The organism is Candidatus Nitrosopumilus sp., from assembly GCF_965223225.1.
Taxonomy (GTDB): domain Archaea; phylum Thermoproteota; class Nitrososphaeria; order Nitrososphaerales; family Nitrosopumilaceae; genus Nitrosopumilus.
The window spans coordinates 1,682,601-1,695,941 of sequence record NZ_CBDCVU010000004.1 but is presented as its reverse complement, the minus strand read 5'-3'; the positions used below and the strand labels follow the sequence as shown (position 1 = coordinate 1,695,941).

General features: G+C 33.1%; 14 protein-coding genes and 1 pseudogene. 6 read left to right on the top strand and 9 right to left on the bottom strand.

Annotated elements, in window-relative coordinates; all coding sequences use genetic code 11:
* Window positions 1-7: 7 nt before the first annotated feature.
* Together cbiT and ACOQN3_RS10730 are read right to left on the bottom strand one after the other, a co-directional pair.
* Window positions 8-598, bottom strand: coding sequence for a precorrin-6Y C5,15-methyltransferase (decarboxylating) subunit CbiT (cbiT, locus tag ACOQN3_RS10735; protein ID WP_420546440.1), 591 nt, complete (start codon window positions 596-598; stop codon window positions 8-10).
* A gap of 22 nt (window positions 599-620) precedes the next feature.
* Window positions 621-1,112 carry a hypothetical protein gene (locus ACOQN3_RS10730; protein ID WP_420546439.1) on the bottom strand — a complete coding sequence of 164 codons (492 nt, stop codon included), beginning with the start codon at window positions 1,110-1,112 and terminating at the stop codon, window positions 621-623.
* Window positions 1,113-1,214: 102 nt separating this feature from the next.
* Between ACOQN3_RS10730 and rqcH the strand changes: the two genes are divergently transcribed.
* Window positions 1,215-3,161 carry a ribosome rescue protein RqcH gene (gene rqcH, locus ACOQN3_RS10725; RefSeq protein WP_420546438.1) on the top strand — a complete coding sequence of 649 codons (1,947 nt, stop codon included), beginning with the start codon at window positions 1,215-1,217 and terminating at the stop codon, window positions 3,159-3,161.
* Here rqcH and ACOQN3_RS10720 read toward each other — a convergent pair.
* Window positions 3,139-3,528 (bottom strand): aconitase X swivel domain-containing protein, encoded by a 390-nt coding sequence (locus ACOQN3_RS10720; RefSeq protein WP_420546437.1) that lies wholly within the window; start codon window positions 3,526-3,528, stop codon window positions 3,139-3,141. The genes rqcH and ACOQN3_RS10720 overlap by 23 nt on opposite strands.
* Window positions 3,528-4,682 (bottom strand): aconitase X, encoded by a 1,155-nt coding sequence (locus ACOQN3_RS10715; RefSeq protein WP_420546436.1) that lies wholly within the window; start codon window positions 4,680-4,682, stop codon window positions 3,528-3,530. Before ACOQN3_RS10715 ends, ACOQN3_RS10720 begins: the two co-directional genes overlap by 1 nt.
* A gap of 88 nt (window positions 4,683-4,770) precedes the next feature.
* Here ACOQN3_RS10715 and ACOQN3_RS10710 point away from each other — a divergent pair, with 88 nt between their 5' ends.
* A complete protein-coding gene (locus ACOQN3_RS10710; protein ID WP_420546642.1) occupies window positions 4,771-5,394 on the top strand; it encodes an endonuclease III domain-containing protein in 624 nt (207 codons plus the stop codon).
* Here the strand turns inward: ACOQN3_RS10710 and ACOQN3_RS10705 are convergent.
* From ACOQN3_RS10705 to ACOQN3_RS10695, 3 genes and pseudogenes are all read right to left on the bottom strand, one after another.
* Window positions 5,378-6,043: a hypothetical protein gene (locus ACOQN3_RS10705; protein ID WP_420546435.1), complete on the bottom strand. Its 666-nt coding sequence runs from the start codon at window positions 6,041-6,043 to the stop codon at window positions 5,378-5,380. The genes ACOQN3_RS10710 and ACOQN3_RS10705 overlap by 17 nt on opposite strands.
* A 30-nt stretch (window positions 6,044-6,073) precedes the next feature.
* Window positions 6,074-7,216, bottom strand: a complete 1,143-nt coding sequence (gene sat / locus ACOQN3_RS10700; protein WP_420546434.1) for a sulfate adenylyltransferase — start codon at window positions 7,214-7,216, stop codon at window positions 6,074-6,076.
* A gap of 10 nt (window positions 7,217-7,226) precedes the next feature.
* Window positions 7,227-7,946: pseudogene (locus tag ACOQN3_RS10695) on the bottom strand (phosphoadenylyl-sulfate reductase); the annotation flags it as partial.
* 77 nt (window positions 7,947-8,023) lie between these two features.
* Here ACOQN3_RS10695 and ACOQN3_RS10690 point away from each other — a divergent pair.
* From ACOQN3_RS10690 to ACOQN3_RS10675, 4 genes are all read left to right on the top strand, one after another.
* Window positions 8,024-9,136, top strand: coding sequence for a thiamine biosynthesis protein (locus ACOQN3_RS10690; protein ID WP_420546433.1), 1,113 nt, complete (start codon window positions 8,024-8,026; stop codon window positions 9,134-9,136).
* Window positions 9,137-9,167: 31 nt separating this feature from the next.
* Window positions 9,168-10,403, top strand: coding sequence for a glycosyltransferase (locus ACOQN3_RS10685; protein ID WP_420546432.1), 1,236 nt, complete (start codon window positions 9,168-9,170; stop codon window positions 10,401-10,403).
* Window positions 10,404-10,558: 155 nt separating this feature from the next.
* Window positions 10,559-10,870, top strand: coding sequence for a hypothetical protein (locus ACOQN3_RS10680; protein WP_420546431.1), 312 nt, complete (start codon window positions 10,559-10,561; stop codon window positions 10,868-10,870).
* A 10-nt stretch (window positions 10,871-10,880) separates the two neighbouring features.
* A complete protein-coding gene (locus ACOQN3_RS10675; protein WP_420546430.1) occupies window positions 10,881-11,279 on the top strand; it encodes a hypothetical protein in 399 nt (132 codons plus the stop codon).
* A gap of 4 nt (window positions 11,280-11,283) precedes the next feature.
* Here ACOQN3_RS10675 and ACOQN3_RS10670 read toward each other — a convergent pair whose 3' ends face one another.
* Window positions 11,284-12,084 (bottom strand): SDR family oxidoreductase, encoded by an 801-nt coding sequence (locus ACOQN3_RS10670; protein ID WP_420546429.1) that lies wholly within the window; start codon window positions 12,082-12,084, stop codon window positions 11,284-11,286.
* A 58-nt stretch (window positions 12,085-12,142) separates the two neighbouring features.
* Complete coding sequence (locus tag ACOQN3_RS10665; protein WP_420546428.1) at window positions 12,143-13,159, bottom strand: lysylphosphatidylglycerol synthase transmembrane domain-containing protein; 1,017 nt, start codon at window positions 13,157-13,159, stop codon at window positions 12,143-12,145.
* Window positions 13,160-13,341 lie beyond the last annotated feature (182 nt).

The following is a 13,341-nucleotide window of genomic DNA, read 5'->3' as shown; positions in this document are numbered from 1 at the left end:
ATCTAGATTAAATTTTAGTAGCAGAAATTATAGTAACAGGATTTCGTGCCAACATCATGGTTCCCATTCGAGTTTTCTTGCTCTTGGATATTGTAACCTGAGTTATATCTACGGATTTAAATTGTAAATTATCTAACACTTGCAGGACTGAATAAAGAGTCTCAATCAATATGATTCCAATTACAATTCTCCCGCCGGATTTTAGTTTATCCTGAGAAATCTCAACTATCTCTCTTGTGTCTCCACCAGTTCCTCCAATGAATATTGCATCAGCAATTTCAAGATTTTGCATTTTTTCTTTTGCATTTCCAAGAATCACAGAAATATTGTTCAGATCAAATTTTTTGATGTTTTTTTTAGTTAGTTCAACTGCATTTTCATCATAGTCAATAGATAAGACTTTTCCAGAAGAGCCAATCTGAATTGCTGCTTCAATAGAGATGGAACCGCTTCCACATCCAATATCATAAACAACTTGGTTTGGTTTTAATCTAGCTTTACTAATTTGAACAGTTCTAACTTCCTCTTTGGTGATTGGAACATTATCAACTCGATCAAAATAATTGTCAGGGATTCCTGGCGTTTTGTATTCCCACATTCAAAACCCTCCCTCAACATAGTTAAGAGATTGGAGATGGAATTCCAGTTGTTCCACTTCCCACGTTAACCAGAGTATATGAGAGAATCCACATAAAGAGATACATAAAGACATAACTTCCTATACCTTGAGTAACAATTTTCTTTCTATCTGAGGAAGGCAACTGCATTTTCATTCCCTTAGCTACAACAATTGTTCCTGCAAATATGACAATCATAAATGCAATAGAAGCCCATCGTCTATCTTCGCCCTCAATACCCTCAAAAATGAAAGTTGCTGCAATACCTGCAATAACAGCAAGACCAACACGAAGCCAAAATAATTTGTTAAGTTTTTTATCTTTGTCGCTCTTTTCAGCTGGATTCATTGGGGGATCAGTAGAAGAATTTTCAGAAACTGGTTCAGTTTTCTCAGTCTCAGGAACAATATCAATTGACTCTTCTTTTACAGATTCTTTTTTGGAATCTTCTGAGTCAGGTGTAGGTTTAGATTTTTTCTTTTTGAATTTTGCCAAGTAAATTTCTAGCGTGTCTCAAGCAGACCATGTTTAAAGTCTTTGGCCAAGATTAGGCTCATAAAAACAAGGATATAATGCCGAGGCAGATCATATTTTGCTATGACCCTAGCTGGGATAGAATTACGTTATCTGATAGATCACATTTCAAAACAAGTCCAGGACTATTATGTTAGTAATATTTACGGAATTACCAAAGACAGCATACTCTTCAAATTACACCATACTGAAAAGACAGATCTCTTCATGATGGTGTCAACTTCAGGAATATGGTTAACGACGGTAAAGATAGATCAGATAGAACCCAATAAACTGCTTAAGAGACTAAGAAGTGATCTTTTAAGATTAAAATTAAAAAAAATCGAGCAAATAGGCGCTGAAAGAATTGCCTATTTTATCTTTGAGGGTTTTGGGAAAGAATTTGTCTTAGTTGGAGAATTTTTTGGAGATGGAAATATTTTGCTGTGCAACAAAGAAATGAAAATTCTAGCTCTACAGCACTCTATAGACGTAAGACATAGAAAACTAACGGTGGGATTAGATTATGCACAACCGCCAAACAAGGGAATAGATATTTTTAATATTTCAGAACTTGATTTTGAAGAACTTAAAACAATAGACTTGACTGGAGGAAAATGGTTTGGTAGAACGCTGGGTTTACCCAAAAAATATGTAGAAGGAATATTTGAAATCGCACAAGTAGATTCAAAAAAAGTTGGAAATCAACTCAATTTAGATGAAATAAACAGAATTTACAAAACTGCAAAAAAAATTGTTTCAGATGTGATATCCGGAAACCACGAAGCAATCATAGTTAGAAATGAAAAGGTAGAAGTTTTTCCTGTAAAACTAGGACAATTAAAAGGAGAGATAACAAAAGTCAATAGTTTTATCGAGGGATTAGATACTGTATTCACACAAAGTCTAATCGAAAAAGGAAAAAATATCCAATCGAGTGATTCTAATAAGAAAATCAAAGAATTAGAAACACAAATTTCAGAACAAAAAAGAGCAATTGAATTAGTTAAAGAGAGATCAAAGAACATTACAAATGTTGCAAATTCAATGTTTGTAATGATCTCTAGTGGAATATTGTCAATAGCAGATAAGAGTTCCCAAGAATTCTTGAAAAATCAAAATGCAAAATTGATAACCGAAAAAGGAATTTCATTAATTGAAATAGGTGACGAAAAGATAAAGATAAACCCACACTCATCTCTTCAATCAATTGCATCGATATTGTTTGATGAAGCAAAAAAACAATCGCGAGCAATTAGCTCAATTGAAAACATATTATTAAAAACTGAAAAAAAATTGCAAAAACTACAAAATAAAACAGAATCAAAAAAGGAACAGTTCACCGTCTCCGAAATTAGGAAAAAAAATTGGTACGAACGATATAGATGGTTCTTCACATCAGACGGAATGCTCGCAATTGGGGGAAGGGATGCTGCATCAAATTCTGCAGTAGTTAGAAAACACTTGGGAAAAGACGATAAAATATTTCATGGAGACATCTTTGGTTCACCATTTTTTATTTTAAAAGATGCTCAAAATGCTTCCAATACTACTATGAATGAAGTTGCACATGCTACTGTTTGTTTTAGTAGAGCATGGAGAGAAGGAATGTATGGATTAAGCGCATTTTGGGTTAATCCAGAACAAGTAAAAAAATCTGCTCCAAGTGGCCAATTTTTACCCAAGGGATCTTTTACAATTGAAGGACAAAGAAATTTCATCAAGGCTGCAAATCTTAGACTGGCAGTGGGAATCATCCCACAAGGAGAGGATGATTTTGCACTAACATGTGGTCCACCAGACACAATAAAGAAAAATTCTCTATGTTACGCAATAATTGAACCTCACGGAATTGAGATGGTAGAAGCTGCAAAAAAAATAAGATTAGAATTTTTGAAGCTAAATGAAGTTGCCAAAAAGATTAGCATAGATGATTTTGTTCGCGTTCTGCCTGCAGGAAAAAGCCAGATTAAAGATATTGGAATAGGAGGACTGCAAAAAGGCGATTTTATTGATGATGAATTAGATTAGATGAATCAGTGTCAAGCAAAAGTTTCATTCCACTCTCAAGAGAACTAAATTTTTCGTCTGTGATAGTGATTAATGGAATATTTGCCAATGCACATCCTGTAGCTACAGTCAGATCTGCTTTTTTGCAAATCATTGCAAGAGGTGCTGCTTTGTTTGATTTTATTGAATAAATTGTGTATGCACCTACACTACTACCCACACCAGATGGAAACACAAGAATAACATCTTTGATTGAAGTTCCAAATAGATCATGGTTTTTATCGGAAACAATGCCGGTTTTTTTATCAACAGTGCCTAGAAAATTAATTGGATCATTTGATTTGAGTACAATTCCTTGTACTTTTCCTGAAACTAAGATTTTGTTCATTACTGTGTTTCATCCTCTATAATTTTGGAGAGGGGTTTTAGATTGATGCCTACTCCATTAGAATTTTTCAAGTAAAAAGCACCCTTGATGCTGTTTGTGGTAACCGCATCTACCTCATCTTTGCATATTAAGGGGCTTAAGCATGTACAGCAATCTGAAAGGATTTCACAACCTGCACTTTCAAGTTGTGTAATATATCCAATTTTGCGTGCCTGATCTACAACAGTTCTAGGAGAAAAAACCATACATCGTTTCTTAAATGATCTTCCTTTTAATTTTCCAGCAAGATCTGAAATTTCTTCTAATCCTAGTTGTGGACTTCCAAGCGTAATTAAATCACCTTTTTCAGATGTGTTTAATTCATCATACACATTTTGCATTTCTTTTTCATCAAAATCAATTTTTTCAGATTGTGAATCTCCATCATCAAAATAAAATTTAGCACAAGTGCCAGAAGTGCCCATTCCACCACACATAGCTTTGCGTTGTCTTCGATCCATTTCAGTTAAACCAAAAATATTAACAGATGTTTCCCCTACTTTTCCTGCAAAAAATCCAAGCATTCCATAAGTTAATTCATTTGGGTTTGTTATCTTCATACGGATTGTAATATTTGCAGAATCTTCTTTTCGTAATGAAGAGTAAGGACTTTTTCCAGTTAGTGCACTGGCAAGTGCACTAAATGCACTTTCTTTATTTGTTTTTAAATTATCATATGAATTAGCATGAATTGCGGCATTACTTTCTGCAAAGGCAACTTGTGAGCCAGATTTTGGGATTTCAAATATCTCATAAGGAATACAAGAAAAAGAGGGAATAACGCCCATCATTTCATATGATTTTTTTATTGAAAGTTGTTTTGAAATAAAATTTTCATCTAATCCATAATTCAAGACATTGTCATTATCAAACCCCATTGGATTTAGAGTAGTTTTTACCTTCACTCTAGCATCTTTGCTAATACTGGAAAGAAATTCCTCGCCAGCATCTCCTATGGTATTATAATTTACTCCAGATAAATGAGCCCACTCTATAGGTACAAGCTTTTCTGCATCTGTTGCCTCTCCAGTTGCAACCAAGATCCTATAAGCCATCTGCATAATTTCTCCATGTTCACCTTTTAATGCAGATTCTTCTTCTCTTGTTAAGTCCATTACAATTATTTTATTACTACAGTTATAATACTTGTAGGTAGTTTTTCAAATTAAATTGGAAAAAATTCTTCGTGGAATGATGAATACTATGAACTCTGTTAAACCCCCTAGAATGACAGCACTCAGAGAATTGCATGAGGCAGAGACTGGAGGTCCATTTAGTATTCTTATAGGTACAATTCTTTCTGCACGAACTAAAGATGAAAGTACAACAAAAGTTGTAAAAGTATTATTTTCAAAATATAAAAATGCAAAAGAACTTGCAAATGCAAAGCTTAAGGATGTTGAAAAAATAATTAAGTCAATTGGATTTTATCACGTAAAATCAAAACGAATCATAGAAGTTGCAAAAATTATTGATAAAAAGTACAAAGGGATAGTTCCTGATGATTTAGATTCTTTGGTTGCACTACCAGGAGTTGGAAGAAAAACTGCAAATTGCGTTTTAGTTTATGCATTTGAGAAACCAGCAATTCCAGTTGATATACATGTTCATAGAATTTCAAATCGACTAGGATTAGTTGAGACAAAGAATCCAGAAGAAACTGAATTGAAATTGATGGAAAAAATTGATAAAAAATACTGGATAGCGATAAACGATACATTTGTCATGTATGGTCAGAATATTTGTAAACCAATATCTCCAATGTGTGATGTATGCAAGATCAAGAAGGAATGCAAATATTACAAAATTACTAAGAGCGTTTCTTAGTTAGGTATAGTGTTCCAACAATGACTCCAATTCCAGCTGCAACGAAAAATGGAAATAATGCAAACACATTTTGCGCAGGATCACCAGACAAGAATTCCATAATAAGGGTACCAGAATTAACTGCTGGTGGATCTGTAGAACCCTCCAATCCATGAACAGAATACGAATCAATTACAAACGTTCCTATGTCTAAGTTAGTAACAACTATTCTAGCGCCATTGTTAACGGTCAAACCTGCTCTGTCAGTATAGGATACAATAGATTTTGCTTCTGGGTACCAACCTCTATCCAAATTTCGATGTACTACAATATACCCTTCTTTAGGAGTTTGAACAGCTACCCAATACTTGTTATCAGGATGAGAACCCATTCCTACCTCAATAAATTCATCAATAGACTCTTGATCATAAATCCTAAAAACAGCATTACCATTAGGATTAGCGTATATGAGATTATTGTCAATAGTTACTTGCCAACTAATTGCATGAACATCATCAAGTTTTACAATTGGAGCATCACGTAAAACTCTGTTAAATTCTTCAGCTGGAATTTCTACAGTTTCAATAAGCAAAGAGGGGTTTATTTGCTGAGCAAACGCAGGTGTTGTAAGAAATCCAATGAACAAAATAAACGCTAGTAAATACTTCACAAGCTAAACCCCTTTTGATCGAATAAATATCTAATCAACAAAGGGTTTAGGATGATCTAGTATTACTTTTGCAACTTCTGGTCTCAGAATATACTGAGATGGTGCTTGACCATTTTGGATCATTTCTCGTAATTTTGTTCCGCTTATCTGTTCTTTTGCATCATCATCATGTGGACATGCCTTCGGATTTGTGTATGTTAAGCATTTTCTGCAGTAGAAGAAGGCTGGGAAAAATACCGGAGCAATTTCTAATTCAGGATAATCATCAAATATTTTTTGTGCTGCAAATGGATCATAAAACTTGCCTACGCCAGCATGATCACGTCCTATAATTATATGAGTGCAACCATAATTTTGTCTCATTATGGCATGATGAATTGCTTCTTTTGGCCCTGCATACTTCATCTCAGTATGAAGAGTTCCAAGACGGCATCTGTTTTCAGGATAATAACTTTCTATCATAGTCTCATAGCATTTTACGATAACTTCGTCTACAAAATCACCAGATTTTTTCTTCCCAATAATCGGATTTACGAAAACACCATCACGGGTAGTTATTGATGTTTTTTGTAGCATTTCATGTGCTACGTGTGGAGGATTTCTTGTTTGAAAGGCACATATTGTTTTCCAATCTGTTTTTGCAAAAGCCTCTCGTGTTTGGATAGGGGTTAATCGATATTTTCTAATTTCAGTTTGTTCGGGTCGACGAATAAGATCAATCTTTCCTCCTACAAGATATTCTTTCATCGACATTGTCTTTGCAACTCCAGGATGAGACAAATCGTTTGTACCATAGATTCCTAGTGCCGTTTTTTCTTTATCAAAAGAGTATGTTTCCTCCACATGTAAAACTGCAATTCTAATACCGTGAGGATTTTCTAACAATACATCTCCAGCATCTTTTATTTTTGATGCTGTTTGTTCATCAACATCTAGTACAATCGGAATTGTCCAAGCTAAACCGTTTGCTAACCTTCCCTTAGAAACAACACTTTCAAAATCTTGTTGTCCTAGAAATCCTTCTAAAGGACTAAAAATCCCATCAGCAATATTTTCTACATCATTTCCCAAATCTTCACTAATTTGGATTGAGATTAATCCTGTTGGTTCTTCATCAATTGTTCTATTAATTAACACTCCACCGTGTGGTTTGATTGAATTATCTTCTGACATAACAAAACTGCTATTTATGGTCTATATGAAGGCCACACTCTTTGTGTTCTCCTTGTTCCCACCACCATCTTCCAGCTCTAAGATCTTCACCAGGTTTTATAGCTCGAGTGCATGGTTCACAGCCAATACTTGGATATCCCTTATCTAGAAGACTATTGTAAGGAAGTTGATTTTCTTTTATGTATTCTTGAACTTGATCCCATGTCCAATCTATTATTGGATTAATCTTAAGAATCCCCCCGTGTCCAGAATCTAATTGAAAAATTTGTGCATTTTCGCGTATTTTTGTCTGATCTCGTCGTAAACCGGTAATCCAACCATCCAAAGCATCTAACATTTTGTTCATTGGATGAACTTTTCTAATTTCACAACATAATTTCCTATTTTCAACACTTTCATAGAACAGATTCATCCCATTTTTTCGAACCATTTCTTCTACTTCATTTGTGTCAGGAAATAGGACTTCAATTGAAATATTGTATTTTTTTCGTACAATATCCATAATATCATAGGTTTCTTGCGGCAATCGTCCAGTATCCAAGGTAAAGAATCTAAAGTCAGGATTAATTTTTAGCATGATATCCATGATGACTGCATCTTCAGCACCAAAACTGGAGGCTTTTGCTACTTTAGGATGAAGATTTTCAGATGCCCATTGTAAGGCTTCTTCTGTAGTCTTTATTTTTGAATTTAATTCATCCACTTGTTCCTGGGTGAATTTTGTCATAAGGTCATTTAGATTATTTGTTTTATATTAATTACCCATATTGCCTAAATTATAAACAAGTATATTTTCAATCATAGAACATGGATAGCATTTCATATGTCGTAGTTTTTCCAAATATTTTTTCAAAGAATAAAATCCCAAATCTAATAAAAAATATCAAAAAAATCTTAAAAATTAAAAATCAAAAATTTAGATCTGTAAAACGTGATGGAGATATTATTTTGGTGGATTCAAACGATCCTGTGTTTGCCTCTTCTGCAATTAATTTACTTTTTGGTATTGAGAAAGTCTCCATTGCTAAATGTGTAAAAAATAATTTTAATGAGATAGTGTCTGAGATCACATCTGTTGGAGGTAACTTAATTCTTAAGGGCGAAAAATTTTTGGTGAGAGTTGAAGGAGTATCAAAAGGATTTCTTACAAAAGATGTAGAGATTGCAGCAACATCAAACATTATAGAAAAAAAATCAAAATTAGGAGCTTACCCAGGAACAGAGAAAAATCATGATAAGCTATTGTATACGTATCTGACAACAAAAAATGCTTACATCAGTATCTTTTCAGATAAAGGTAATGGTGGCATCCCATATCAAGTACAAAAACAAAAAACAATTTGTGCAGTGTACGATGAACTCTCCGCAATATCTTGTTATGAAACGATAAAACAAGGATATGATACTAAAATAATAATTTGTTACAGAAAGAAATCCGAATTAATGAATCTTACAAAAATTGTCAATCAAATAATTCCAAGGATTCTAGAAGATAAAATTGAATTAGAGTTTATTCATCTAAATATTAATTCAAACGGTATTAGAAATTATTTGACTTATGTCAATTCAATAATCTGGATACTAATACAAGATTCAAAAGATTATGTTTCACTAGCGTTGTCACCATTAGTGTTCTCATCAAATTTTATTAGCAATGCACTAAAGCAAGTATTTGAAAGTAAAAAAATACCAATTTTGCCACTCTCAGGAGTAGATGATAATATGTTTTATGACGCAAAAGAATTAGGCACGGATAAGAATTTTAAAAAATTGGAAAAAATAATCAATAAATCAAATGAAGTTCCATTAGTTTCAGAAAAACAAGTAGAATCTATCCTCAAGACAAGAAAAAAAATTTTGATTCATCTGGGTCCTAATAACGTTCATGATATTTTGGACTCTTTAGGTGAAAATCATTGAGAATTTAAACAGGCACATTTGGTTTCATATTGTGCTTAAAATAGGAGAATTCATCTATCCTTGGGGAAGCGGTCATTATTCTAGGATGATGAGATTAAATGAGGTATTAGGTGATTATGTCAAGGAAGATTTTGAAGTTCATTTTTCAAGTAAGGATCATGTATATGAGAAATTATTGAAAAAATTTCCAAATGAAAGAGAAAGAATCCACGAAGTATTGATGCCCACTCCAATTGATGGAAAATTTGGTCCTAGTGTTTCAATGTCATTGATGAATTTACTATTACCTATCTCAAAGAATCCTCCGTTGGTGAGACAGATTGCAAATTATTTGAGGGAGGAAAGAAAAATCTACAACAAAGAAAAGTTTGACCTAGTCATCAATGACGGAGATATGGGATCCAATATTTTAGCAAAAAATAGAAACATTCCAAGTTTGTTTGTCACAAATCAATTTAGACCAAGATTATACAATTCAAGATCTTATTTGTATCCATCATTGATCTTTGTAGCAAAACAAATTGCTAAAGCATCAAAAATTCTTGTTGCAGATTCGCCGCCACCATTTACGATGTGTGAATATAACCTAAATTTTATCAAAGAAGTAGAAAAAAAAGTATTCTATGTGGGACATTTTACCAATCAAAAACAAATCAAAAAAGAACAAACTTCAGATATTGAAAAATTAGTCAGAGATAATGAATTTGGGTATTGGATGAGAACAGGGAATAAATCCACTAATGATGGAACTGGCCAGAGATATGAAGAAGTATTTCATCAAGATGAAATGAAAAATGAGAAAAGGGTTATTTCACATGCTAGGAATGATCCGAAAATTAATTCTGTACTTGGAAAAAATGGGAAAAAATATTCCATCTCAGATGCTGTAGAGAAGAAAGTCGATTGGATTCAGATTGATGTAGGATTCTTGTCCGAGCAAGAAAAAGACACAATTTTGGATCTGTGTAAATATTCAGTAGTTAACGGATCTCATACAGTTATGGGTGAAATAATGGGAGGAAAATCAAAGCCGATAATAGGAATTCCAATTTATGATGAACATACTAATAATATAAGATGGGCTGAGGAGAAAAATTTGGGAGTATTAGCTACAAAAACAAATCAAGTGGTCAAAGCAATCTCTAAAATTAAAGAAAATTATGGAAAATTTGAAGAAAATCTTAGTGATTTTTCAAAAAATTTTATGCCTAACGGTGCAGAAAATTCAGCAAAGATAGCGGCCCAAATTCTAGAAGAAAAGAGATAATAGATTATCTTAAGAATTTGGATTCATCTGGCACGCGGGATGTTCGATGGGCGAACGGACCGCAAGGGATGATGAAAAAATCCGCGTGTCAGATGAATATCGATCAGAAAATAATGTGGGAACGCTTTTATGGAAAAAATTTAGCCAGATCATCAGTGCCTAACTGTCCAGAATGTGTTGCAAGAGAAAAGAAAAAGATTCAAGCAAAGTATGAAGCAGAAGTTCCTGAAGAAGACAGAGATAAGCAAGAATTATACAAATTATTTGATGAAATTAATATTCCAATGAAAATGGATGAAAAAAACAGAAGAAATTTCATCTGTAAGATATGTGGATTATATGGTACAAGAGAAGAGATTTCAGATATTAGATTTAGATTAAATCAAAAAGAGAAAACAAGAGAAGACAAACATGATGACTATCTAGATTGGTGGCAAAAAAGTAAAAAAGAAAAACAAGCAAACTAGAGTTGATTATATGGTAAAAAAGAAAGATGAAATTCCAGATTGGGTTTCTGATGAAATTCAAAATGCCAAGTTTAAGAAACCAGAAGAACTGAAAAGAACTGGGTACATACTGGAATTATACAATGAAGATAATAAAGTTGATGTTCAACTGTATGACCCAGTTGAAGATGGACGACATATTGTTACAATGGATTTGCCAAAAAAGATCAAAATTGATGATTTAGAAAAAGGAGTGGTCTATGAGTTCACTTTTGATCAACACAAAGCCCCACTAAGTAAGAAAGTTTCAGAATATTTAGCTAAAGAAAAAGAGATAGAAATGAATGCAATTTATCAATTTGAATTAAAGTCTCTAGAATTATTAGATGTGGGATCAGAAGATTCTGCTGAAGACGATGCTGAAGAGTAGAGGTTCAATTACATTTTGTATTATCTAATTGTTTCTTAAACGATTTTCCTAACAAGGAGTTGACCAAAAAAGGAAAATTACTTTTCGCCCAGACAACACTACGTGCCACAGAAGGCACGATAATTTCTAATTTTGATGAATTTGATGCTCTCAATATGGTTTTTGCTACTTTTTCAGGACTTAATGATGTACGAGAATATTTTGGCATCTTTTCAAATGATGGATGATCAAAAAAGTTAGTTCGAACCATAATTGGACTAACAACTGTTAGTCCAACTCCTGTATCCTTTAATTCGTATTTCAAACCCTCAGAAAATCCCAACATTGCAAATTTTGATGCACAATATGACGCAATTCCAGGCAAACCAAAACTAGCGGCAACAGATGCAACATTGACAATATGTCCTCTTTTTTTCTTAAGCATTACAGGTAGGAAATGTTTGATGCAATAGATCATTCCAAAATAATTCGTCTCCATCTGGGATTCTATTTCATCTATTGAAAGATCAGAGACAGAGCCATATATTGCAAAACCTGCATTGTTTACAAGAATATCAATAGAATCAAATTTCTCTAAGACAGTTTTGGACATTGATTCTATCTGTTCTTTTTTTGAAACATCGCATTGACATGTTAGTATAGACACATCAAATTTTTTTAGTTCATTAGCAATATTTTCGAGTTTATTTTGTCTTCTACCAATTAAAACTAGATTGGTACCTTGTTTTGCAAACTCAACTGCTGCTTCTTTTCCAATTCCAGAGGATGCACCAGTAATTACTACTACCTTATTTTTAAAATCCACATTTCAGAAAAATTATTGAGAGATAAAGTAGTTTCTATATTTCTAAAAAATTTCTGGTTTAAGGAGAACTTTGTTTGGGTATTTTGCTTAATGCTAATTTGACCAACAGCAACCAAGTGATTAAGATAGGTACGTAATAAGTTGCAATTCTCCAACCAATTACGGCATCCCATGCAACATTTCCTTCAGGAATATCAAAATTGAATGGATCTAAATTGTTAAGGTACGCAACAATTCCAAATTCTGCTAGACCAGAACCTCCTACTGTAATGGGTAGATTTCCAATTGCATTTGCTCCCATTACTGCCATAATAGAATCAAATGCACTAATCATGTATCCTGTACCCATTGCAATAATCATAAAGGATATACCGTAAAACAACCATGATGCAAGCGAAAACAAGAAGGAAATGCCAAATATTTTTTTAGATTCAGAAGTTCGTAAATTTTTTCTGCTCATTGTACATACTTCTTCCATCCAAGAATTTGTTTGATTGATATATTTTGTTCCTTTTTCTTTTCCAAATCTTTGAACTAAATTGGCAAGAAGGTTTGGTACTTGAAATGTATGTTTGGAAGACAAGAAGAACAAAACCATCCACAATGAAGTAACAGTAATGCTAGTAGCTAAAACAACCGCAGCTACAACATAAGCCCCATTTAATAACGCAATAATTCCTGCAAGAATAGACAACAAACCTCCTGCAAATACTTCAGTAACAATATCCATTATTGCAATCCATGTAGATTTTGAGGGTTTTACTCCTTTTTTATGAAGATAATAAATTACAATAAACTCTGCTCCAATAAACATCGGAGTTGTAAATTTAATAAATTCACTTCCTACTCTTACGCCAGTCAATTTCCAAAAGGAATCAAAACAACCAAGATACTTTCTAGTGATATATGCAAACTTGAATCCTTGAAGACCTAATTTAACCATCATTGCTAGAATTGCAGCTACAAAGGGGAAAAATCCAATTGCTAATACATCCTCTAATTTAATATCAAATTGAATTGCAATGATGAAAATAGGAATTAGGGTAGCTGGAATAGCTACAAGTCTCCAGTTCATTTGATAACTTTGTCGCAGATGTAAATATGAAAGTTGAGTAAATTTCCAAATCAAAGTAATTTTTAACCAGTATAGGCACAGAAAATCATTCAAGAATTCGGTTTATCGTAGAGATTTTTATGAATAAAGAAGTAAAGTTATCAATTTATTTTTGTGGATAAAATATTTTGAGGTTTTAGAGT